Source organism: Staphylococcus sp. GW823-FHT05F06 (genome assembly GCF_058795495.1).
Genome location: NZ_JBXAHW010000002.1, coordinates 56,884 through 81,539 on the forward strand (window position 1 = coordinate 56,884; position 24,656 = coordinate 81,539).

Genomic DNA, 24,656 nt, shown 5'->3' on the forward strand with positions numbered 1-24,656 from the left:
GATCATGAATTACCTAGACAGCTTGTATTGGATACACGAAAGATCTAAATTTGGTATCAAACCTGGCGTCAAACGTATGGAATGGATGCTAGAACAATTAAATAATCCCCAACATAAAATTAGAGGTATTCATGTGGGTGGAACAAATGGTAAAGGTTCAACTGTTGCATACTTGAGAACCGCATTAATTGAGAACGATTACTCAGTTGGAACATTTACCTCACCATTTATTGAAAGTTTCAATGAACGTATTAGTTTAAACGGTGTACCAATTATGAACGATGAAATTGTTCAATTAGTTGAACGAGTTAAACCTGTTAGTGAAGCCTTAGAGATAGAAACAGATTTAGGTGGGGCTACTGAATTTGAGATTATAACAACAATGATGTTCCTTTATTTTGGTGAGATAAATCCTGTTGATTTTGTGATAATTGAAGCAGGTTTAGGAATTAAAAATGATTCGACGAATGTTTTTAAACCTGTGCTATCCATACTCACAAGTATAGGACTTGACCATACAGATATCTTAGGAACAACTTATTTAGATATTGCAAAAGATAAGGCAGCTATAATTAAACCACATATACCGATTGTTTATGCTGTAAAAAATGACGATGCTTTAAAGTATGTGAGAGATTATGCGCTTGAACAGAACGCAAAACCAATTGAATTGGATCGGGAGATTACCGTTGTCTCCCAAGATGATGAGTTCACATATCGGTATAAAGATTATGAATTAGAAACTATCATTCTTAATATGTTAGGGGAACATCAAAAGGAAAATGCAGCACTTGCTATTACTGCTCTCATTGAATTAAATGAAAGACAAATCATAGAATTAGATTTTAATAAAATGATAGACGGTATAGAATCTGTGAATTGGACAGGTAGAATAGAACAAGTAAAAGAACAACCATTAATGGTTATTGATGGTGCTCATAATAATGAAAGTATTGATGCGTTAGTAGACACAATAAGACATTATTATGGAAGAGATAAAATTGATATTTTATTTTCTGCAATTAAAGGAAAGCCAATTCATAGTATGATTAACAAATTAAATGATATTGCATCAAAATTCTATATAGCAGATTTTGAGTTTCCAAAAGCATTAGCTAAAGAAGAAATTGCCGAAGAATTGAAATTAGATAATTTACATTTAATTGATGATTATGTTGATTTTATTGAAAATTACGAAGGTGATGGGCTGATTATTACTGGAAGTTTATACTTCATCAGCGAGGTAAAAGCAAAAATTAATTTTAATTAAATTCAAAAGAGTGACAACTGCAGTTAAAACTGTAAGTTTCACTCTTTCTTTGTATAATCTTCTTTAATAATTTATGTTTATAAAAGTCTAGAAAGAAGACATACTCATGAACGAATTGTAAAATTCTTCTCATATTTACTTTTGTTTAAGACTGTTTATAATAAATGTTGAGGAGTGTGATATATGCTATTACTTGCCTATACTTGTAGCATTATATTTAGTTTTCTTTATCAATTTTGCAATCAAAATATATTAAAACTTCAATATCTTTATTCTAGGTCTCACTGTGATTTTTGTCATACTATCATAAAACCCTTAGATTTACTGCCTATTATAAGTTTTTTAAAACTTCGTGGACAATCTCGTTGTTGTAATCAACCATTACAACGTTTATATTTAATCGGAGAACTCGTTTCGTTTGGTGCTATTTTCCTCTATTATCCTACTCATTTTAATATACACTTCACATTATTTTTAATAACTTTCCTGTTTCTACTGACGATGTGTCTTTACGATATTCACTCAATGCATATTGATATGAGACTCTTATTTGTATACACAGTCGTATCTGTTTTTACAACCCAAACCTATTTTGGTAATTTTATAATGATATTTTTGATTTCACATGTTATTTATCTATTCGCATCTAAATTTATAGGGTATGGAGACATATTGCTTTTTAATATATTGGGACTTATATTTCCGTTAAATTTTTTCTTTTTTATTGTTGTATTTACGTTTATCATTGGGGGGATTTTTGCCATAATTTTAAAAATTTTTTCTTTTAAAGATATTAAATATTTACCTTTAATACCATTTATATTCTTATCATTCGTAGTAACTTCATCAGTTTATCACCAACTTTTATTTCTTTTAGGGGGAGAATTTTATTGAGAATAAATGAAATGGCACTGCATGAAAAACCTAGAGAACGTTTAATTACATATGGCGCTAAAAGTCTATCCAATGTTGAACTTTTAGCAATTCTCTTAAACACTGGTAGAAAAGGATTTTCTAGTATTGACATTGCAAACGAATTACTGAAGCAACAATCCACTATTAGAGATTTAAAAAAATTGTCTATAAATGATCTACTGAAAATAAAGGGCATTGGACTTTATAAAGCTGTAATATTACAGGCTGCATTTGAACTAGGTGAACGTATTAATTCTACAAGCACTTTTGACAAAGTACAGATTACACATCCTAGTGATGTTGCTAGTCTGATGATGTCGACAATGAAAGATTTAGAGCAAGAACATTTTGTTGTACTTTTACTTAACTCAAAAAATATAGTCACAAAACAAGCTTGGGTATATAAAGGCACATTGAATAGTTCGATTATTCATCCAAGAGAAGTATTTAATATTGCAATAAGAGAGTCTTCTAATTCAATAATAGTTGTACATAATCATCCTTCAGGTGATGTAACACCTTCGAAAGAGGATATTACTACAACGTATAGACTTAAAGAGTGCGGAGATATATTAGGTATAAATTTACTTGATCATATTATTATTGGTGATAATAAATTTACGAGTTTAGTTGAAGCGGGGTATTTTGATAAATAAAAAAGCTAGCTAAATACATTAAAAATTTTAATTAAAAAATTTGTATAGCTAACTTATGATTTATTATTGAATAAAACCTGAAAAGTTTTGAAAATGTTCAAATAACCATAATACACCTTGATAACCTAAATAGATACATAACAAAACAATGCCTACTGAAATCAAAAAGCGTAATATAGATAATCCAACTTTAAATAAGAGGATGACTAGCAAAACAATTAAAATAATCGTTAAAATGCTCATTATGTTGAACCTCCTTAAATCACTTATATTGTATATGTAGTATTATATATTATATTAACTGATTTGCCATCGGTCTATAGATACATCATCTATACGGCTATAGTCTGATGTAATGAAAAATATTTTAAATTATACTAAATTTGATTTGTAAAAGGAGGGCTTATATGAGATATATCTTTAGTGTTATTAAAAATATTATTGCAGTATTAGCGATAATATTGATTATATATATAGCTCTTCAACATGCACCATTTCTCAAAAATCAAGAATGGAACCCACTTAATGATATGAACAATCATCATCAAAATATCACACAGAAAGTGAGTCAAAAAAATAATACACTCTATTCACAACCTAGTAACGATAAAAGTTACATTTTAAAAGAAAATGATATCATCAATAATGTTCCAGCAGGTCAAATTAAGACAGTTTTTAATATGATTGATAAGGCAGAATTTATGTCTGTTTCAGGTTTAGAACGTATGGGATTCAATGACGAATATCTTGCTGGCCAACAAGGTGACGAATTTATTATTTATAAATTCGGTGATGATTATATCCGAGTTTATAATACTGAATTCGAAATGAACGAAGACCTAAATCAATTAAAACAACCTATTAATTTGAAGCCAATTGAAGCCTATCAATAACAATAGGAATGATTCATTTGAAAACCAGTTTTAAATGCGTTAGGGTTTATATAGATTATTTATAAAGGTTGGTGTGATTCAAAATGGCTGAACAATCAAAAGAAAAACAAGCTAATGAACAAGCAAAAGCGCAAAATCTTTTTGCTCGCTGGAGAAAAGAAGAAACACTTTATAGTGAAGATGAAAAGAAAGATAAGTCTTCAAAGAAGAAAGATAAAGAATAACTTACCAAAATAAAGTGAATCAGTAAGCGTTATAAAGTAAGTAAAATTACTCAGTTTAGAATGATGTAAATATTTTATCATTTTAATTTAATATAATTTAATAGAAATAAAATTTTGATGATTTGTGTTAAGCCTGGGACAATGAATTTTGTTCCAGGCACTTTTATGTTCTGACAGTTAATGATTATATTAAAAATTTATTTGAAGTCTAGTTATATCAAGATTTAGTGAAGTTTTCCATAGCTCGTTTACTCTATCTATTTTATTAATCAGTTTGATTAATGTTAGCTCTATAGTCACAAATAATAAAATAGAATCAATTTCATAAAGTTAGTGCTTTATTTAACTGAATGAGTAATATAAAATATATTAAGATACTAATTTTAGTCATATAGAGGTGTTCTGGGTGCTTAAGTTTTTTAGAAATAACAAGCTCATTGTCGTTTTATGTGCAATGATTATTTTTATTGCATTAATAGGGTTATCGATACGTTCTCAGACCCAATCTCCAGCTGAACAATACGTAGGAGACTCTGTATCATTTGGACAAAGAGTAATCAGTTATCCAATTCAATTTGTTACTGGATCTATTGGTGATTTATTTGAAAAAGGAAGCTCAAAAAAGGATAAAAATAAAATCAAACAACTTGAAGCTAAAAATGAAGAGTTAGAATCAGAAAATAAGAAATATAAAAAAGAACTTGATATCAAAGATTTATCAAAATATGAACCTATTTCTACTTCAGTTATTGCGAGAAACCCAGATCAATGGATGAATACGATATTAATAGATAAGGGCTCCAAAGCAGGTATAAAAAATAATATGGCCGTCATGACAACAGAAGGATTAGTTGGAAGAGTAACCAAAGTTAATCAGTTTTCATCACAAGTAGACCTTATTTCCACTCATACTCGAGCAGGAAAATTATCTGTTAATATTCATCACGGTACTAAGAATATTTTTGGTTTAATCGATCGATACGACAATAAAAACGAAGAATTGATCATAAGTGATATTAATAACAAAGATAGCGTTAAAAAAGGCGATAAAGTAGTAACAAGTGGATTAGCAGATCAATTACCGAGTGGGTTATATATTGGTGAAGTAACAAAAGTCGAAAATGATCAATATGGGCTTGCTAAACAAGTACGGGTCAAAACTGGAGCTGATATGACAGATTTAACTCATGTGTATGTTGCTAAACGTGATGTCAGTACTATACCTGATGAAGGTAGTGATAATTAATGCGTACTTTTTATTACTTTCTAATAGGTATACTTCTATTTTATATTGATACCATTATAGGGCTTACCATCCCCATGCATTTCGGGAAAATTGATATTATTTTTGTACCACATTTAACTATCATGTACATTCTTATCATGACGGTTTACCGAGGTTTTGGCGTTGCTATGTCTTTAGCATTCTTTTTCGGAATAGTAACTGATTTATATTTTGGAAGTATATATGGTTTATATATGTTTGGTTATATCATTTTAGTTGTTATAGTTGATAAATTTTTTAAAATCTTTTATCGAGATTATTCTGTATTATTTTTTATCATTTTATTATCCACAATGTTTTTAGAAGTATATGTGGCTATGATCTATGGAGTAATAGGTTTCATTAAATTTAATTTAATAGAATTTGTATTATTAAGACTTATTCCAACTCTCATCATTAATTTTTTATTACTGATTATGTTATTTCCTATTATTATTAAATTTACTAAAAAAGTAAAAAACACAATTGACAGTAAGGCATAGTGATGGTAAGATGCAGTAGTTGAGTAGTTTCAAGCTACATACAACCGCTCGCATACAGGTTGAAGTACAATCATATTGTCACCTGTATATGGCGTGACTTATTATATAGGAGGTGCAAAGTATGTTTGCTATAATTGAAACAGGTGGAAAACAAATCAAAGTAGAAGAAGGTCAAGAAATCTACGTTGAAAAATTAAATGCTAACGAAGGTGACTCATTCACTTTTGATAAAGTTTTATTTGTAGGTGGCGACTCAGTTAAAGTTGGTGCTCCAACAGTTGAAGGTGCATCAGTAACTGCGACAGTTAATAAACAAGGACGCGGTAAAAAAATTACTGTCTTCACTTACAAACGTCGCAAAGACTCTAAACGTAAAAAAGGCCATCGTCAACCATATACTAAATTAACAATCGATAAAATCAACGCATAATCGTATGATTACTGTTGATATTACGGTTAATGACGAAGGTAAGGTCACAGATGTAGTCATGGATGGTCATGCTAATCATGGTGAATATGGTCATGATATTGTCTGTGCAGGAGCATCAGCAGTCTTATTTGGAAGTGTTAATGCTATAATGGGATTAACATCAGAGAAGCCAGATATCAACTACGAAGATGACGGCGGATATTTTCATATAAGAAGTGTTGATACGAATAACAAAGAAGCTCAATTAATTCTTCAAGCAATGTTAGTTTCTTTACAAACTATAGAAGAAGAATATAATGAAAATATCAAATTAAATTATAAGTGAGGTGTATCCCGATGTTAAAATTAAACTTACAATTCTTCGCATCTAAAAAAGGGGTAAGTTCTACAAAAAACGGACGTGACTCTGAGTCTAAACGTTTAGGTGCAAAACGTGCTGATGGTCAATATGTATCAGGTGGTTCTATCCTTTATCGCCAACGTGGTACTAAAATCTACCCTGGTGAAAATGTAGGTCGTGGTGGCGATGATACATTATTCGCTAAAATCGACGGCGTTGTTAAGTTTGAACGCAAAGGTCGCGACAAAAAGCAAGTTTCTGTATACGCAGTTGCTGAATAATTTTGTCTAGTAAACACCAGAAGTGAATACTTCTGGTGTTTTATTTTGTTTAGGTAAAAATACAAATTGACTATAGTTTTTATATCACTATATATAGTGATATAATTAAAAAGATTAAAATTTCGGAGTAAAAGAGGTGAGATATATGTTCGTCGATCAAGTGAAAATATCTCTAAAAGCTGGTGATGGAGGTAATGGCATCACTGCTTACAGAAGAGAAAAATATGTACCTTTTGGTGGTCCAGCTGGTGGCGACGGTGGTAAAGGTGCTTCTGTGGTATTTGAAGTGGATGAAGGATTGAGAACTTTATTAGATTTCAGATATCAAAGACATTTTAAAGCTAAAAAAGGCGAAAATGGTCAAAGTAGCAACATGCATGGTAGAAATGCGGAAGACTTAGTGTTAAAAGTACCACCAGGTACAATTATTAAAAGTGTTGAAAGTGAAGAAGTGCTTGCAGATTTGGTTGAAGATGGCCAACGTGCTATTGTAGCTAGAGGAGGACGCGGCGGGCGTGGTAACTCAAGATTTGCTACCCCTAGAAATCCTGCGCCAGATTTTAGTGAAAATGGTGAGCCAGGCGAAGAATTAGAAGTGACTTTAGAGTTGAAATTGTTAGCAGATGTTGGATTAGTTGGTTTTCCTAGTGTGGGTAAATCTACATTGCTTTCAATAGTTTCTAAAGCGAAACCTAAGATAGGTGCTTATCACTTTACGACAATAAAGCCTAATCTAGGTGTTGTTTCAACTCCTGATCATAGAAGTTTTGTTATGGCAGATTTACCAGGATTAATTGAGGGCGCTTCTGATGGTGTCGGCCTTGGACATCAATTCTTAAGACATGTTGAACGAACTAAAGTGATTGTTCATATGATTGATATGAGTGGGTCAGAAGGTCGAAACCCATTAGACGATTATAAAATTATTAATCAAGAATTAATCAATTATAAACAACGCTTAGAAGATCGTCCACAAATTATAGTCGCAAATAAAATGGATTTACCTGATTCACAAGGGAATTTATCGCATTTTAAGGAACAATTAGATAACGATGTGACAGTTGTTCCTGTTTCAACTATTACGAGAGACAATATTGATCAATTATTATATCAAATTGCCGATAAGCTCGAGGAAGTTAAAGATGTTGACTTCTCAGTTGAAGAAGATGAGAATTTAGGTGTTAATCGTGTATTATATAAACACACACCATCAGCAGATAAATTTACTATTTCTAGAGATGATGACGGCGCATATGTAGTGAGTGGCAATGCTATTGAAAGAATGTTTAAAATGACTGATTTTAATAGTGATCCAGCTGTAAGAAGATTCGCAAGACAAATGCGGTCAATGGGTATTGATGATGCTTTAAGAGAGAGAGGTTGTAGCAATGGTGATATTGTTAGAATCTTAGGCGGAGAATTTGAATTTGTCGAATAGGGGTGTCTAAATTGGACAATAAAGACAATCGAAAATTTTATTTAATTAGAGAAGATGTACTACCAGAATCTGTCATCAAAACTTTAAAAGTTAAGGATGCTTTAAAAAATAATTCGAATTTGTCCATTTATGATGCTGTAAAACAATTCAATCTCTCTAGAAGTGCATTTTACAAATATAGAGAGACAATATTTCCAGTAGATGAAAAAATATTAGATCAAAGAGAATTTACTTTGATTTTATATGTAAATGATATTGTTGGAATGTTAGCCCAAGTTCTTAATGCAATCTCTCAACTTCAATTATCAGTGTTGACAATTCATCAAAGTGTTCCAATTGAAGATAAAGCGACAATCACACTATCTTTAAATGCGAGAAATTCTAATTTATCCATTGATGAGGTCATTGAATCATTAAGAGAGATAAATCATGTAACTAAAGTAGACTTAATAAGTATGACTATGTAAAGGAGTACTGACATGTATGCATATATTAAAGGAACATTATCTCAGTTGTTCCCTACACATGTAGTGGTTGAGACATGTGGCATAGGTTATGAGATACAAACGCCTAATTCCTATCGTTTTCAAAAATATCTTGAAAAAGAAGTCCAAATTTATACTTCACTAATTGTACGAGAAGATGCTCAACTACTATATGGCTTTATTAATGAAGAGGAAAAAGAAATGTTTCTTAGCTTAATAAAAGTGACTGGGATAGGACCTAAATCAGCTTTAGCGATACTTGCTTCAAGTACACCACATGAAGTTAAATTGGCTATCGAAAATGAAAATGATGCTTATTTAACACAATTTCCTGGGATAGGAAAGAAAACTGCAAGACAAATTGTGTTAGATTTAAAAGGGAAGGTTACAATTACTGAAGAAAATAGTGACGATTTATTACAAACTCAAGTTAATGGTAATGAACAAAACCAAATAATATCTGAAGCACTATTAGCTTTACAAGCACTGGGCTATTCTAAACGAGAATTAACCAAAGTAGAAAAATCCTTAAACAAACATAATGTGAATAGTGTGGATGAAGCCGTTAAAATAGGACTACAAACACTAGTTTCTTAATGGAGGAAGTCAAATGGATAAAAGAATGGTCGATCAAGAATTTCATAATGAAGATACTGACTTGGAATTATCACTAAGACCAACACAATTAAAGCAGTATATAGGTCAATCCTCTATAAAAAGTAATTTAGAAGTCTTTATCAAGGCTGCCAAACTTAGACAAGAGCCACTCGATCATGTCTTGTTATTTGGTCCTCCAGGACTAGGTAAAACGACGCTATCAAATATCATTGCTAATGAGATGGAGGTAAATATTCGTACCATCTCAGGACCATCTTTAGAAAGACCAGGTGACTTAGCAGCGATATTATCTGGGTTACAGCCAGGTGATGTGTTATTTATCGATGAAATTCATAGATTAAGTAGTGTTGTTGAAGAAGTTCTGTATCCTGCTATGGAAGATTTTTTCTTAGACATCATCATCGGTAAAGGCGATGAAGCAAGAAGTATTCGAATAGATTTGCCGCCATTTACATTAGTTGGAGCAACGACAAGAGCCGGTAGTTTAACGGGGCCATTAAGAGATCGTTTTGGTGTGCATCTTAGATTAGAGTATTATAATGAAAATGATTTAAAGGAAATAATCACGCGAACTGCAGAGGTCTTAGGAACGGACATCGATAAGGAAAGCGCCTTAGAATTAGCTCGTCGTTCTAGAGGTACACCTAGGATAGCGAATAGGTTACTAAAACGTGTAAGAGACTTCCAACAAGTAAATGAAGACGATCAGATATATATTGAAACGACTAAACGAGCATTACAATTACTGCAGGTCGACCAACACGGTTTAGATTACATTGACCATAAAATGATGAATTGTATTATTAATCAGTACAATGGTGGTCCTGTTGGATTAGATACAATTGCAGTTTCAATAGGTGAAGAACGAGTGACTATAGAAGATGTATATGAACCTTTCTTAATCCAAAGAGGTTTCTTGGAAAGGACTCCACGTGGGAGAAAAGCAACTGCTTTAGCCTATGAACACTTTAATACTACTAACGAAAAGAGGGAATAATTTGAATATCGAAGATTTCGATTATCATTTGCCAGAGTCTCTCATTGCACAAACACCACTAAAAAACAGAGACCAAAGTAGATTGTTAGTTCTTAGCAAAGATACTGGTGAGCTGACACACTTACATTTTAGAGATGTCATCCATTATTTTGAGCCTGGTGATACATTGGTTCTTAATGATACACGTGTTATGCCTGCTAGATTATTTGGCCTAAAAGAAGAAACTGGTGCTAAAGTTGAAATGCTAATGCTCACCCAAATTGAAGGTAATGATTGGGAAGTTTTACTTAAACCTGCAAAGAGAATTAAAAAAGGTCATCGTCTAAATTTTGGAGATGGTAAAATCGTTGCTGAGTGTATTGAGGAACTTGAACAGGGCGGGCGTATTATGCGTCTACATTATGAGGGTATACTCCAAGAACGCTTAGATGAATTAGGCGAGATGCCATTACCTCCATATATTAAAGAAAGATTAGATGATCCTGATAGGTATCAAACGGTTTATGCTAAAGAGAGTGGATCAGCAGCTGCACCAACAGCGGGTTTACATTTTACTGATGATTTGCTAAATAAAATTAAACAAAAAGGGGTACATATCGCTTTTATTACATTGCATGTTGGATTAGGAACCTTTAGACCCGTAAGTGTTGAAAATATCGATGATCACGAAATGCATAGTGAGTATTATCAAATGACACAAGAAACGGCTGATTTATTAAATAAAACAAAAGAAAGTGGGAAGCGTGTGATATCAGTTGGAACAACATCAACGCGTACATTAGAAACGATACGTCGTGATCATCCTCAATTTGTTGCCACAAGTGGATGGACTGATATCTTTATTTATCCTGGCTTTGAGTTTAAAGCGATAGATGGGTTAATTACTAATTTCCACTTACCTAAATCAACGTTAGTCATGCTAGTATCAGCATTTAGCAATAAAAAATATATTTTAAACGCTTATCATAAAGCTGTTGAAATGGAGTATCGATTCTTTAGTTTTGGAGATGCAATGTTAATTATATAAAAGAATGTGAGGTTTAACATATGCCTGCAGTGACATATGAGCATATAAAAACATGTAAACAATCCGGTGCCAGATTAGGAATTGTACATACACCGCATGGATCTTTTGAAACACCAATGTTTATGCCGGTTGGGACAAAAGCAACAGTTAAAACAATGAGCCCGGAAGAATTAAGAAACATAGAAGCAAAGATTATATTAGGAAACACATATCATTTGTGGTTACAACCTGGAAATGATATTATCAAGCACGCTGGGGGATTACACAAATTCATGAATTGGGACGGTCCAATTTTAACAGATTCTGGTGGTTTCCAAGTATTTAGTTTAAGTAATTTGCGTAAAATTTCTGAAGAAGGTGTAGAATTTAGACATCATACCAATGGCTCAAAACTATTTTTGAGTCCCGAGAAGTCTATGCAAATACAAAATGATTTAGGTTCTGATATTATGATGGCATTTGATGAATGTCCACCAATGCCAGCTGAATATGATTACGTCAAAGATTCAATCGAACGTACAACTCGATGGGCAGCCAGATGTTTAAAAGCACATCAACGCCCTGGAGATCAAGCACTGTTCGGTATTATTCAAGGTGGAGAATACAAAGACTTAAGAGAACAAAGTGCTAAAGAGCTAGTCAGTCTTGATTTTCCAGGGTATGCAATAGGAGGGCTGTCTGTAGGTGAGCCAAAACCTGTTATGTATGACATGGTTGAACATACAGAACAATTTATGCCGAAAGATAAACCTAGATATTTAATGGGAGTAGGTTCTCCTGATGCTTTGATTGAATGTAGCATTAGGGGCATGGATATGTTTGATTGTGTATTACCTACTAGAATTGCTAGAAATGGTACTTGTATGACATCAAATGGTCGATTAGTTGTTAAAAATGCTAAATATGCAGATGATTTAAGACCACTTGATGAACAATGTGACTGTTATACATGTCAACATTACACAAGAGCTTATATTAGACATCTAGTTAAAGCGGAAGAGACTTTTGGTATCCGTCTTACTACTATTCATAATTTACATTTTCTGCTAAAATTAATGGAAGATATTAGACAAGCCATTCGAGAAGACCGTCTTTTAGATTTTAAAGATGAATTCTTTGAACAATATGGATTAAATGTAGAAAACCCTAAAAACTTTTAAAGAGGAGTAACTAAAATGGAATTAACTTCATTGATTATACCAATTTTATTATTGGTCGTAATGTATTTCTTATTAATAAGACCACAACAAAAACGTGCAAAAGAACATCGTGCAATGATTAACCGTGTTGAAGCGGGTCAAAAGATTACTACAATCGGTGGTATTAAAGGAACTATAAAAGCTGTAGATGAAACTTCTGTAATCATTACAGTAAATAGTAATGGAACAGAAATGACTTTTGAAAAACCAGCTATAAAACAAGTAGATCCTTCATAAATACAGATTGATATCTAAATGTAGGGGATAGAATGTTTTATCTTTCTACTGTAATAGAATTCTAATCTTAAATGATTAAAATAAATTTATTTTAACTTCTGTATTGATTGTTATAATGTTAAGAATGCCTGGGACAATTTCTGTCTCAGGTTTTTTTAGTATTTTTTAAACATAATAATTATTATAAAATTGTTGCATTTTTAGACAATAATTTCACTATTTCTATGAGTATGTTAATATAAGTAAGTCCGTTAAAGTGAACGTAATATCATTTTAACTTGCACGATAATTTATTCATCGAGTATTCTAGATACATAAGTAAATAATGAGGTGTTCATGTGAAGAAAACGAGTAGAATAATTGCATTCATACTCCTCATAGCTCTACTATTCACAGGAATGGGTATGACGTATAAGAATGTAGTTAAAAATGTTAATTTAGGTCTAGATTTGCAAGGTGGTTTTGAAGTCCTCTTCCAAGTAGATCCTTTAAATAAAGGAGATAAAATTGATAAAAAAGCACTTCAAGCTACATCTCAAACATTAGAAAATCGTGTAAATGTTCTAGGTGTATCAGAACCGAAAATACAAATCGAAGATCCAAATCGAATTCGTGTACAATTAGCAGGTATCAAGGATCAAGCACAAGCGCGTAAATTATTATCGACACAAGCTAATTTAACAATTAGAGATGCTGAAGATCATGTTTTAATGTCTGGTTCAGACATTAAACAAGGCTCTGCTAAACAAGAATTTAAACAAGAAACTAATCAACCAACAGTTACATTTAAAGTAAAAAGTAAAGATAAATTTAAGAAAGTAACTGAAAAGATTTCTAAAAAACGTGACAATGTCATGGTAGTTTGGTTAGATTTCGAAAAAGGCGATAGTTACAAGAAAGAAGCTAAAAAGCAACAAGAAGGTAAAAAGCCTAAATTTATATCTGCAGCGAGTGTAGACCAACCTATTAATTCTAGTAGTGTTGAAATTTCAGGTGGCTTCAATGGGAAAAAAGGTGTTGAAGAAGCGAAACAAATAGCTGAGTTATTAAATGCCGGCTCATTACCAGTTGATTTAAAAGAAATTTACTCTAACTCTGTTGGTGCACAATTTGGTCAAGATGCTCTTGATAAGACCATGTTTGCATCAATTGTAGGTATAGCATTAATTTATTTATTTATGCTTGGTTTCTATCGTTTGCCTGGTTTAGTTGCAATCATTGCCTTAACCACTTATATTTATTTAACTTTAGTCGCATTCAATTTCATATCAGGTGTATTAACTCTACCTGGATTGGCGGCATTAGTTTTAGGTGTAGGTATGGCTGTCGATGCCAATATCATAATGTATGAACGTATTAAAGATGAACTAAGAATTGGACGCACGCTTAAACAAGCGTATTCAAAAGCAAATAAAAGTTCATTCTTAACTATATTTGATTCCAACTTAACAACTGTCATCGCTGCAGCTGTGCTTTTCTTCTTTGGAGAAAGTTCAGTCAAAGGCTTCGCAACCATGTTACTCTTAGGTATTTTAATGATATTTGTAACCGCAGTATTCTTATCAAGAGGGTTGTTATCATTACTGGTATCTTCAAACTTCTTTAAAAAACAATACTGGTTATTTGGTGTTAAGAAGAAGGATAGACATGATATTAATGAAGGTAAAGATGTACATGATTTAAAAACATCATATGAAAGGTTAAACTTTGTTAAATTAGCTAAGCCACTTATTTCACTTAGTATTTTAATTGTAATTATTGGTTTGATTATCATTTCAATATTTAAATTAAACTTAGGTATTGATTTCTCATCCGGAACAAGAGCAGATATTCAATCTAAAAATGCTATAACACAAGCACAGGTTGAGAAAACTGTAAAATCAGTTGGATTGGAACCAGATCAAATACAGATTAATGGTAGTGGAAATAAAAATGCCACAGTTCAGTTTAAAAAAGATTTATCACGTGAGGAAGACAATAAATTAAGTGCTAAGGTGAAATCTGAATTTGGAGATAATCCACAAATTAATACCGTTTCACCTCTCATAGGCCAAGAGCTAGCTAAAAATGCTGTAACTGCATTAATACTTGCTTCTATAGGCATTATTATCTATGTTTCACTAAGATTTGAATGGCGTATGGGTCTATCTTCTGTACTTGCATTATTACATGACGTATTTATCATCATTGCAATCTTTAGTTTGTTTAGATTAGAAGTAGATTTAACATTTATTGCAGCAGTATTAACTATCGTTGGTTATTCAATCAATGATACAATCGTAACTTTCGACCGTGTTCGAGAAAATCTGCATAAAGTTAAAGTAATTACGCATACTGATCAAATTGATGATATAGTCAACCGCTCTATTAGACAAACTATGACACGTTCTATTAATACAGTGTTGACTGTAGTTGTAGTTGTAGTTGCAATATTAATATTAGGTGCACCAACAATATTTAATTTCTCTTTAGCATTACTAATTGGATTATTATCTGGTGTATTCTCGTCAATTTTCATTGCTGTACCATTATGGGGCATGCTTAAGAAACGACAGTTTAAAAAGACAAAAAATAATAAATTAGTAGTACACAAAGAGAAGAAATCTAACGATGAAAAAATCTTAGTTTAACTTCTTCACATTTTAATAATTTTAAAAATTTACAAGAGGCTGGAACAAAAAGGTCCAAGATAAGTAATTAAAGACAATTTCTATTGAAATAATATAGAAATTGTCTTTTTTATAATTTTTTGATTATTTTCAGCTCGTTGAGCTATTATTTTTTATATTAAGCCACGATGATGTCTGAATTCATCGAATTCTGTATCTGGAATTATTTCTACAATATCATTTACATGTCGTGAAATATCATGTGTGGGGATAAGAACTGAAATTTCCATTGGTAGAGTAAGTTAAGTCATATTATAATCTTTATACATAAGGCACCTCGTTAATTTAGTTTATTGCTATTTATTAAATTATACGAAAGACCTTATTTTTTAAAGTATTTCAATGTGAAATTACATATAAACACAAAGTATTTTGGCGAGACTCTTGAGGGAGCAGGACAAGTTGAAGACTACAGGCTGAAGCTGTCCCCTAAGAAAGCGAGCCAACAATACGAGGTATTGTAAATAAAGAAGCCAGTAAATGAATTTATAAAAAACTCATTTACTGTCTATTTTGCTAGGAATTATGCCCCTGCCTCTTGATTTTATATATTAGCGTTTAATCATAAAGATAGCAGTTAATGAACAAATTGAATGATAAAAGTTTTGTGAAGAATTGAAATGATATATTCTTTTAAAAAATGCAAGTACTTTTTATTTCAATAAAATTTCGGTATAATGACCTGTGGAAATGAGGACGATTATAATGATTAAATCAAAATATAATTGGGATATAACTCAACCGAATACCTTTATAAGTGAGAGTAGCAGTGATCAATTTAAACTTTCACCTATAGTAAAAAAGGTATTAGAGAGTAAAAATATTGTGGATAATCAGGAGATTCAAAATCTATTTGAAGGCACTAACATTAGTCATGATTATATGTTATTAAGTGATATGCAAAAAGCCATTGATCGTATTAAATTAGCTATCGATCAAAATGAACGAATACTAGTATATGGTGACTATGATGCAGATGGTGTTACATCTACTACAATTCTAGTGTCTACTTTACGTCTACTTGGCGCTCAGGTGGGGTGGTATATTCCCAATAGATTTACAGAAGGATATGGACCTAATGAATTAGCATTTAAAAATGCTTATGACGAAGGGATTTCCTTAATAATAACTGTAGATAATGGGATACAGGGACATCATGAAATAAGTACCATACAAGAATTAGGTGTAGATGTTATAGTGACAGATCATCATGAAATAGGAGAAACTTTACCTGATGCTTTTGCAATTGTACATCCGATGCATCCTAATTTTGAATATCCTTTTAAATATTTATGTGGTGCGGGTGTTGCTTATAAATTGGCCCAAGGATTGATAGAGCATCCACCTCAACATTTCATAGCATTAGCTGCCATAGGTACAATTGCAGATTTAGTATCATTGACAGATGAGAATAGATATATTGTAAAGCAAGGATTAAAGATATTAAACAATCATACACCATCGTCCATAAAGGCTATCTTAAATCAAGCGGGTTTTAATGATGAAATAACAGAAGAAACAATTGGTTTTATTATTGGACCTCGATTAAATGCGGTTGGTAGACTAGAAGATGCATCATTAGCTGCTGAACTTTTATTGTCCGATGAATTTGAAGAGGCGGAATTTTTAGCTGAACAAGTTGAACATTTTAATCATGAACGTAAAGATATAGTATCTAAAATTACTGATGAAGCATTGTTATTAGCAGAGGAACAAATCAAGCAAGGCCATTTGTTTCTTTTACTTGCCAAAGAGGGGTGGCATGAGGGTGTATTAGGTATTGTTGCATCTAAAATTGTAGAAACATATGCACTACCTACATTAATTTTAAATATTGATGAAAATCAAAATCATGCCAAGGGTTCTGCGAGGTCAATTGAACAAGTTTCCATGTTTGATATTTTAAATGACCATCAACAGTTAATTGATAAGTTTGGTGGTCATCACATGGCTGCAGGAATGACAATGTCTATCGATAATATTGAACATTTACATAAAGAGCTAGATATGTGGATGAAAGAACTAACTGTTACCACTTCATTAGAGCCTTCAATAAAGGTGGATGCACAACTTGAAGAAAAAGAAATTAACATTAAAAATATTAAAGATATATTTCAATTAAGGCCTTTTGGTACGGACTTTAATAGTCCTCTTTTTATGGTTAGAGATCTAATTGTCAAGTCAACAAAGGGAATTGGACAGGATAATAAGCATCTTAAGTTAACGCTTGGTCATTCAGGTTTAACTGCTTTATTTTGGAATCATGGACATTTGGCAAGTGAACTTGAACCAGGTCAACCGATTCATATAATAGGAACATTGCAAATTAATGAATGGAATGGTAATCAAACACCTCAATTTATCATCAAAGACATTGCTATAGACCAATTACAAATTTTAGATTATCGTAGTAAACGTAAAAATATACAATTTAAAGAATCTGAATCAAATGTTGCCTATGTCATTCATCCGAAACTTAAAAAAAGCAATTCACATTACTATCATTATGGTGAGGCTATTGATAGACCTTATGATAAAATAGTGTTTAGAGATTTACCTAATACTATGGTTGAAATTGAACAAACCTTAGAACATTCACAAATTTCTCAACTATATTTAGTTCTGCAGCATGAAAAGTCAATATATTTTGAAGGTATCCCTAGCAAGTCGCTTTTTAAAAAGTGTTACAAAGCTTTAATAAACAAAAAAGAAACTGACTTAATTAAAGAAGGTATGCTGCTTTGTGAGTACTTAAATATTAAGCCAGAAATATTAACATTCATGCTTAAAGTCTTTAAAGAATTGGAGTTTATTTACGACGAAAAGGGATTGATTAAGATAAATCCAGCGCCAAATAAACAAGATATAGAAAATAGTCGTATTTACCAAATGAGACGAGCACGTATGGAAGTAGAAGAACGTCTTCTCTATGATGATTTTTTAAATATAAAAGAATGGATAATATCAAAGTTAACATAGCTTTCAGGAGGAAAAACAATGGATTTAAAACAATATGTTTCAGAAGTAAAAGATTGGCCTTCAGCAGGTGTAAGCTTTAAGGATATAACAACTATAATGGATAATGGTGAAGCATATGGATATGCTACGGATCAAATTGTTGAATACGCAAAGGAAAAAAATATAGATATAGTAGTTGGTCCTGAAGCCAGAGGATTCATAATAGGGTGTCCAGTTGCTTACTCAATGGGTATTGGATTTGCTCCAGTACGTAAAGAAGGAAAACTACCTCGAGAAGTTATTCGTTATGAATATAATTTAGAATATGGAACTAACGTATTAACTATGCATAAAGATGCGATTAAACCAGGACAACGAGTTTTAATTACTGATGATTTACTAGCTACAGGTGGAACAATTGAAGCAGCAATAAAACTTGTTGAACAATTAGGTGGTATAGTAGTAGGTATTGCGTTTATTATTGAACTTAAATATTTGAATGGTATTGATAAAATAAAAGATTATGATGTGATGAGTTTGATTTCATATGATGAATAAAAATAATAAAATTTAGATTTTTATGAGCCTGAAAAATAATATCAGGCTCATTAATCTTTTTAAAAAGCTTAATGTCTTAGTGTATTAAAATGATTATCAATGTTATTATAGTTTACTTTATAACTGCTATGAATATCAGCTAAGTATTCATCTCTATTTATCTTTGACATTGCTTTAAAACGATATTAAATAAAAATATGTGTTTTAATTTTTTAATTGGAATCGACAACTTAAATGTAAAATTATATATGTGATTAAAGTTTAACATCATTTATTTATTTGTAAGTCATATTGTAGTATCATGAAACTATTATTTAGAAAGTTAATAAATGAGTTTCAATTATATAGTTGAACATGATAATTTGATATATGTAGAACCTTTCTACTTTCTTAAGCTATAAATGATTTATGGTAAAATGAATACAAAACAATGAATAAGTACTTTCATGTGGTATGTTAAACATCTTTGCAACATGAGTACTAAACGAAAGTAATGAATTGAGTGGGGTGTCATTAAAGTGAATAACGAGTATCCATATAGCGCGGATGAGGTGCTTTATAAAGCTAAATCATATTTATCAACAAGTGAATATGAATATGTTCTCAAAAGTTATCATATAGCTTATGAGGCACATAAGGGTCAATTTAGAAAAAATGGCTTACCTTATATTATGCATCCTATTCAAGTTGCAGGGATTTTAACAGAGATGCGTTTAGACGGACCCACTATTGTCGCTGGATTTCTACATGATGTGATTGAAGATACTTCTTATACATTTGAAGATGTTAAAGATATGTTTAATGAAGAAATTGCACGAATAGTAGACGGAGTAACTAAACTTAAAAAGGTTAAGTATCGCTCTAAGGAAGAACAACAAGCAGAAAATCATCGTAAACTATTTATTGCTATTGCTAAAGATGTACGCGTAATTTTAGTGAAGTTAGCAGATCGGCTTCATAATATGAGAACTTTAAAGGCAATGCCAAGAGAGAAGCAGGTAAGAATCTCTAAGGAAACCTTAGAAATCTATGCTCCTTTAGCACATCGTCTCGGAATCAACACGATAAAGTGGGAACTTGAAGATACAGCGCTGAGATATATTGACAGTGTGCAATATTTCCGCATCGTTAATCTTATGAAGAAAAAACGTAGTGAACGCGAAGCTTACATTACAAATGCAATCAATAAAATTAAAAACGAAATGACTAAAATGAATCTTTCGGGCGAAATTAACGGTAGACCAAAACATATTTACAGTATATACCGCAAAATGATAAAACAAAAAAAGCAATTCGATCAAATATTTGATTTGCTTGCTATACGTATTATAGTTAATTCGATAAATGATTGTTATGCGACACTTGGTTTAGTTCATACATTATGGAAACCGATGCCTGGACGTTTTAAAGATTATATAGCTATGCCTAAGCAAAATATGTATCAATCACTACATACCACTGTAGTTGGACCCAATGGCGATCCTTTAGAAATACAAATTAGAACGCACGAAATGCATGAAATCGCTGAACATGGTGTTGCTGCACATTGGGCTTATAAAGAAGGTAAGACAGTTAATCAAAAAACACAGGATTTTCAAAATAAGCTTAATTGGTTAAAAGAACTTGCTGAAACCGACCATACTTCTGCAGATGCGCAAGAATTTATGGAATCCTTAAAATATGATTTACAGAGCGATAAGGTATATGCATTTACTCCAGCTAGTGATGTTATAGAGTTACCTTATGGTGCAGTACCAATTGATTTTGCTTATGCAATACACAGTGAAGTAGGAAATAAAATGATTGGTGCTAAGGTTAATGGTAAAATCGTACCTATAGATTATGTTCTACAAACTGGTGATATTATAGAGATTCGTACAAGTAAACATTCTTACGGTCCAAGTAGAGACTGGTTGAAAATTGTAAAATCTTCTAGTGCCAAAAGTAAAATCAAAAGTTTCTTTAAAAAACAAGATCGTTCTTCTAATATTGAAAAAGGTAAATTTATGGTAGAAGCGGAGATTAAAGAACAAGGATTCCGTGTTGAAGATATTCTAACTGAGAAAAATTTAGAAGTCGTTAATGAAAAATATCATTTTGCTAATGATGAAGATTTGTACGCAGCTGTTGGATTCGGTGGTGTTACATCAATACAAATCGTCAATAAATTAACTGAACGACAAAGAATATTAGATAAACAAAAGGCATTAAATGAGGCGCAGGAAGTTACAAAATCTGTACCTATAAAAAAAGATATTACCACAGACAGTGGTGTATATGTTGAGGGATTAGAAAACGTCTTAATCAAGTTATCAAAATGTTGTAATCCTATACCAGGTGATGATATTGTTGGTTATATCACTAAAGGACACGGTATTAAAGTTCATCGTACAGATTGTCCAAATATAAAAAATGAGACAGATCGATTGATTTCGGTAGAGTGGGTAAAATCTAAAGATTCAACACAACAATATCAAGTTGATTTAGAAGTTACTGCATATGATAGAAATGGCTTGCTTAATGAAGTATTACAAGCTGTAAATTCTACTGCTGGAAGCTTGATTAAAGTATCTGGGCGTTCAGACATTGATAAAAATGCAGTAATTAATATTAGTGTGATGGTAAAAAATGTCAATGATGTGTACCGTGTCGTTGAAAAAATTAAACAACTAGGTGACGTTTATACAGTATCTAGAGTTTGGAACTAGAGGTGCAAAAGATATGAAGATAATTGTACAAAGAGTTAAAAATGCTAGAGTTACGAATGATACAATTGATAACCAAATTAATAAAGGCTATTGTTTACTTGTAGGAGTAGGTCAAAATTCTACTGAAGAGGATGTAAAAGTCATCGCAAGAAAGATTGCTCATGCACGTCTCTTTGAAGATGAAAATGACAAATTGAATTTAAATATTCAACAAGTTGAAGGAGAAATTCTTTCAGTTTCCCAATTTACTATATACGCTGATGTTAAAAAGGGGAATAGACCTGGATTCTCAAATTCTAAAGCTCCAGAACAAGCTAAAGACTTATATCAAAAATTTAATAAAGAATTAGAAGGTTATGGCTTAATTGTCAAAACAGGTGAGTTTGGAACACATATGAATGTTGAAATTAATAACGATGGACCTGTCACATTGATTTATGAATCGCAGGATGGGAAAATAATATGAAGAAAATAGATTCATGGCTAACTAAACATGGTCTAAAAAATCGACTTACGCTCGTAGTAATTGTAATTTTTATTATATTTTTAATTTTACTTTTTATGTTTGTTAATTTAAGTGATGAAGATACAGGTCAAATTACTATAACTGAGAATGCTGAGTTAAGAACAGGACCTAATGCCGCCTATCCTGTTATTTATAAAATAGAAAAAGGCGAAAGTTTTAAGAAAATAGATCGAAAAGGGAAATGGATTGAAGTTCAAAATCACGCTGGCACTGAGAAAGGCTGGGTTGCTGGTTGGCACACAAATTTGAACATTCCAGCTGATCAATCACTTTCGTCAAACCCTCTAAAAGGAAAAACAATTGTACTTGACCCTGGTCATGGTGGAAGTGATCAGGGCGCCTCAAGTAGTACACCATCTAAAAGTCTCGAAAAAAATTACACACTTAAAACTGCTAAAGAATTAAAAAAGTTATTAAATAAGGAAGGTGCTCATGTAAAAATGACTCGTTCCAATGATAAATATGTGTCCCTAGATGATAGAAATATAAAGGGTGACGCATTTATTAGTATACATAATGATGCGCTTGATTCTTCAAATGCCAATGGAGTGACTGTTTATTGGTTTAAAGACAAGCAAGAAACACTTGCACAAACTTTAAATTCTGCAATTCAAAAGAAGGCATTATTGACAAATCGAGGTTCTAGACAACAAAATTATCAAGTGTTGAGACAGACAGATATACCAGCAGTACTGTTAGAGTTAGGCTATATAAGTAATCCTACTGATGAATCAATGATTAATGATCAATTACATAGACAAGTGGTTGAACAAGCTATTGTTGATGGTTTAAAACAATATTTCTCGTCCTAGACCTTGCAAATTATTCTAAAAATCGTTATCATTATTGTTGAACTTTATAAATAAAACCGATATGATTCTTGAAATTTTAAATGAAGTAGGTAGCATTTAATGCGTAGAAATACAATCCTTGGCTGTAAGATTGTACTTAGTAATTTAAAAATTTGAACGCAAGAAGAGGTACTTTTAATTAAAAGTCGGATAGCGCACGTTAAGCGTTTTGAGTGGATTATGCTTTTATCAGTATAATCAAATAGGGTGGCAACACGGTGAATCGTCCCTTGTATAGTTTTGCACTATACAAGGGACTTTTTAATTTTTTATAACCCATATGAAAATAAAAGACTATTTTAATCTTTTTTAATAATAAAGGAGAGAGTTTTATGATTAAGATGCCAAGAGGTACCCAAGATATCTTGCCGCAAGATTCTGCTAAATGGCGTTACATTGAAAATCGATTACACACATTAATGGAATTGTATAATTATAAAGAAATAAGAACGCCAATTTTTGAAAGTACTGAACTTTTTGCAAGAGGCGTGGGGGATTCTACTGACGTTGTTCAAAAGGAAATGTATACATTTAAAGATAAAGGGGATCGTAGTTTAACATTACGTCCTGAAGGAACTGCAGCCGTTGTACGTTCATATATTGAACACAAAATGCAAGGTGAACCCAATCAACCTATCAAACTTTACTACAATGGTCCTATGTTTAGATACGAACGTAAACAAAAAGGAAGATATCGCCAATTTAACCAATTTGGTGTCGAAGCAATAGGAGCGGAAAATCCTAGTATTGATGCTGAAATACTCGCTATGGTTATGCATATATATGAGTCTTTCGGATTAAAGCATTTAAAGTTAGTTATCAATAGTATTGGTGATAGTGAATCACGTAAAGAATATAACGAAGCATTAGTAAAACATTTTGAACCTGTGATTGATACATTTTGTTCAGATTGTCAATCAAGATTACACACTAATCCTATGAGAATTTTAGATTGTAAAATCGATAGAGATAAAGAAGCAGTAAAAAATGCACCCCGTATCACAGATTATCTCAATAATGATTCTAAATCTTATTATGAACAAGTTAAATTACATCTTGATAATTTGAACATATCTTATGTTGAAGATCCTAACTTAGTTCGTGGGTTAGATTATTATACTCATACTGCCTTTGAATTAATGATTGATAATCCAGAGTATGATGGAGCTATCACTACATTATGTGGTGGTGGTCGATATAATGGGTTGTTACAATTATTAGATGGTCCAGATGAAACAGGTATTGGGTTTGCACTAAGTATTGAAAGATTATTGATGGCACTTGATGAAGAAGGTATTTCATTAGATGTAAGTGAAGATTTTGATTTATTTGTTGTGACAATGGGAGAAGATGCCGATCGTTATGCTGTTAAGTTAATCAATGATTTAAGAAGAAATGGAATAAAAGTAGATAAGGATTATCTAAACAGAAAAATTAAAGGACAAATGAAACAAGCTGACCGTCTTAATGCTAAATATACAGTAGTAATTGGAGATCAAGAGCTTGAAAATAATGAAATTGGTGTGAAAAACATGATTTCAGGCGAATCAGAAAATGTACAATTAGACGAATTGGTTAATTATTTTAAAAGTAGAAAGGAAGTCTAAAA

General features: G+C 31.8%; 25 protein-coding genes and 1 other annotated feature. Of the genes, 24 read left to right on the forward strand and 1 reads right to left on the reverse strand.

Annotated features, from left to right (window positions below; all coding sequences use genetic code 11):
- The first annotated feature begins 4 nt into the window (after nucleotides 1–4).
- From AC1Q7N_RS01765 to radC, 3 genes are all read left to right on the forward strand, one after another.
- Nucleotides 5–1,270, forward strand: a complete 1,266-nt coding sequence (locus AC1Q7N_RS01765; RefSeq protein ID WP_002440172.1) for a bifunctional folylpolyglutamate synthase/dihydrofolate synthase — start codon at nucleotides 5–7, stop codon at nucleotides 1,268–1,270.
- Between the two features lie 183 nt (nucleotides 1,271–1,453).
- Nucleotides 1,454–2,164, forward strand: a complete 711-nt coding sequence (locus tag AC1Q7N_RS01770) for an A24 family peptidase (protein ID WP_002440170.1) — start codon at nucleotides 1,454–1,456, stop codon at nucleotides 2,162–2,164.
- Nucleotides 2,161–2,841: a RadC family protein gene (radC, locus tag AC1Q7N_RS01775; protein ID WP_001830861.1), complete on the forward strand. Its 681-nt coding sequence runs from the start codon at nucleotides 2,161–2,163 to the stop codon at nucleotides 2,839–2,841. The genes AC1Q7N_RS01770 and radC overlap by 4 nt, the downstream gene beginning before the upstream one ends.
- A gap of 63 nt (nucleotides 2,842–2,904) precedes the next feature.
- On the opposite strand, the gene AC1Q7N_RS01780 is transcribed toward radC, so the two are convergent.
- Entirely contained in the window at nucleotides 2,905–3,084 is a 180-nt protein-coding gene (locus tag AC1Q7N_RS01780; RefSeq protein ID WP_001830753.1) for a hypothetical protein, read from the reverse strand.
- Between the two features lie 164 nt (nucleotides 3,085–3,248).
- On the opposite strand from AC1Q7N_RS01780, the gene AC1Q7N_RS01785 reads away from it, so the two are divergent.
- From AC1Q7N_RS01785 to hisS, 21 genes are all read left to right on the forward strand, one after another.
- A complete protein-coding gene (locus AC1Q7N_RS01785) occupies nucleotides 3,249–3,734 on the forward strand; it encodes a DUF4930 family protein (RefSeq protein ID WP_001832708.1) in 486 nt (161 codons plus the stop codon).
- Between the two features lie 83 nt (nucleotides 3,735–3,817).
- On the forward strand, nucleotides 3,818–3,958 hold the full coding sequence (locus AC1Q7N_RS01790) for a hypothetical protein (RefSeq protein ID WP_001830756.1): 141 nt from the start codon (nucleotides 3,818–3,820) through the stop codon (nucleotides 3,956–3,958).
- 406 nt (nucleotides 3,959–4,364) lie between these two features.
- Nucleotides 4,365–5,204, forward strand: a complete 840-nt coding sequence (mreC, locus tag AC1Q7N_RS01795; RefSeq protein WP_002440165.1) for a rod shape-determining protein MreC — start codon at nucleotides 4,365–4,367, stop codon at nucleotides 5,202–5,204.
- Nucleotides 5,204–5,725 (forward strand): rod shape-determining protein MreD, encoded by a 522-nt coding sequence (gene mreD / locus AC1Q7N_RS01800; RefSeq protein ID WP_001830764.1) that lies wholly within the window; start codon nucleotides 5,204–5,206, stop codon nucleotides 5,723–5,725. Before mreC ends, mreD begins: the two co-directional genes overlap by 1 nt.
- A 32-nt stretch (nucleotides 5,726–5,757) precedes the next feature.
- Nucleotides 5,758–5,834, forward strand: a sequence feature (ribosomal protein L21 leader region).
- 12 nt (nucleotides 5,835–5,846) lie between these two features.
- Nucleotides 5,847–6,155: a 50S ribosomal protein L21 gene (gene rplU, locus AC1Q7N_RS01805; protein WP_001830820.1), complete on the forward strand. Its 309-nt coding sequence runs from the start codon at nucleotides 5,847–5,849 to the stop codon at nucleotides 6,153–6,155.
- A 4-nt stretch (nucleotides 6,156–6,159) separates the two neighbouring features.
- Complete coding sequence (locus AC1Q7N_RS01810) at nucleotides 6,160–6,480, forward strand: ribosomal-processing cysteine protease Prp (protein ID WP_001830797.1); 321 nt, start codon at nucleotides 6,160–6,162, stop codon at nucleotides 6,478–6,480.
- An 11-nt stretch (nucleotides 6,481–6,491) separates the two neighbouring features.
- Nucleotides 6,492–6,776, forward strand: coding sequence for a 50S ribosomal protein L27 (gene rpmA / locus AC1Q7N_RS01815; RefSeq protein ID WP_001830822.1), 285 nt, complete (start codon nucleotides 6,492–6,494; stop codon nucleotides 6,774–6,776).
- 145 nt (nucleotides 6,777–6,921) lie between these two features.
- On the forward strand, nucleotides 6,922–8,214 hold the full coding sequence (gene obgE / locus AC1Q7N_RS01820) for a GTPase ObgE (RefSeq protein ID WP_002440162.1): 1,293 nt from the start codon (nucleotides 6,922–6,924) through the stop codon (nucleotides 8,212–8,214).
- 11 nt (nucleotides 8,215–8,225) lie between these two features.
- Nucleotides 8,226–8,681: an ACT domain-containing protein gene (locus tag AC1Q7N_RS01825; protein WP_001830784.1), complete on the forward strand. Its 456-nt coding sequence runs from the start codon at nucleotides 8,226–8,228 to the stop codon at nucleotides 8,679–8,681.
- A gap of 12 nt (nucleotides 8,682–8,693) precedes the next feature.
- Nucleotides 8,694–9,296 (forward strand): Holliday junction branch migration protein RuvA, encoded by a 603-nt coding sequence (gene ruvA / locus AC1Q7N_RS01830; protein WP_001830895.1) that lies wholly within the window; start codon nucleotides 8,694–8,696, stop codon nucleotides 9,294–9,296.
- A 13-nt stretch (nucleotides 9,297–9,309) separates the two neighbouring features.
- The gene (gene ruvB / locus AC1Q7N_RS01835) at nucleotides 9,310–10,314 is read left to right on the forward strand and encodes a Holliday junction branch migration DNA helicase RuvB (RefSeq protein ID WP_001830787.1); all 1,005 of its coding nucleotides are present in this window, start codon (nucleotides 9,310–9,312) and stop codon (nucleotides 10,312–10,314) included.
- A gap of 1 nt (nucleotide 10,315) precedes the next feature.
- Nucleotides 10,316–11,341: a tRNA preQ1(34) S-adenosylmethionine ribosyltransferase-isomerase QueA gene (gene queA / locus AC1Q7N_RS01840; protein WP_001830755.1), complete on the forward strand. Its 1,026-nt coding sequence runs from the start codon at nucleotides 10,316–10,318 to the stop codon at nucleotides 11,339–11,341.
- Nucleotides 11,342–11,361: 20 nt separating this feature from the next.
- Nucleotides 11,362–12,501 carry a tRNA guanosine(34) transglycosylase Tgt gene (gene tgt, locus AC1Q7N_RS01845; protein WP_001830840.1) on the forward strand — a complete coding sequence of 380 codons (1,140 nt, stop codon included), beginning with the start codon at nucleotides 11,362–11,364 and terminating at the stop codon, nucleotides 12,499–12,501.
- 15 nt (nucleotides 12,502–12,516) lie between these two features.
- Complete coding sequence (gene yajC, locus AC1Q7N_RS01850) at nucleotides 12,517–12,777, forward strand: preprotein translocase subunit YajC (protein ID WP_001830800.1); 261 nt, start codon at nucleotides 12,517–12,519, stop codon at nucleotides 12,775–12,777.
- A 338-nt stretch (nucleotides 12,778–13,115) separates the two neighbouring features.
- Nucleotides 13,116–15,407, forward strand: coding sequence for a protein translocase subunit SecDF (secDF, locus tag AC1Q7N_RS01855; RefSeq protein ID WP_001830863.1), 2,292 nt, complete (start codon nucleotides 13,116–13,118; stop codon nucleotides 15,405–15,407).
- 744 nt (nucleotides 15,408–16,151) lie between these two features.
- A complete protein-coding gene (gene recJ, locus AC1Q7N_RS01860; protein WP_002440152.1) occupies nucleotides 16,152–18,425 on the forward strand; it encodes a single-stranded-DNA-specific exonuclease RecJ in 2,274 nt (757 codons plus the stop codon).
- 18 nt (nucleotides 18,426–18,443) lie between these two features.
- Nucleotides 18,444–18,962 (forward strand): adenine phosphoribosyltransferase, encoded by a 519-nt coding sequence (locus tag AC1Q7N_RS01865; protein ID WP_001832698.1) that lies wholly within the window; start codon nucleotides 18,444–18,446, stop codon nucleotides 18,960–18,962.
- Between the two features lie 518 nt (nucleotides 18,963–19,480).
- Complete coding sequence (locus AC1Q7N_RS01870; protein ID WP_001832683.1) at nucleotides 19,481–21,670, forward strand: RelA/SpoT family protein; 2,190 nt, start codon at nucleotides 19,481–19,483, stop codon at nucleotides 21,668–21,670.
- A 13-nt stretch (nucleotides 21,671–21,683) separates the two neighbouring features.
- Complete coding sequence (dtd, locus tag AC1Q7N_RS01875; protein ID WP_001830766.1) at nucleotides 21,684–22,136, forward strand: D-aminoacyl-tRNA deacylase; 453 nt, start codon at nucleotides 21,684–21,686, stop codon at nucleotides 22,134–22,136.
- Nucleotides 22,133–23,008, forward strand: a complete 876-nt coding sequence (locus AC1Q7N_RS01880) for an N-acetylmuramoyl-L-alanine amidase family protein (protein WP_002470411.1) — start codon at nucleotides 22,133–22,135, stop codon at nucleotides 23,006–23,008. Before dtd ends, AC1Q7N_RS01880 begins: the two co-directional genes overlap by 4 nt.
- A gap of 371 nt (nucleotides 23,009–23,379) precedes the next feature.
- Nucleotides 23,380–24,654, forward strand: coding sequence for a histidine--tRNA ligase (gene hisS, locus AC1Q7N_RS01885; RefSeq protein WP_001830876.1), 1,275 nt, complete (start codon nucleotides 23,380–23,382; stop codon nucleotides 24,652–24,654).
- Nucleotides 24,655–24,656 lie beyond the last annotated feature (2 nt).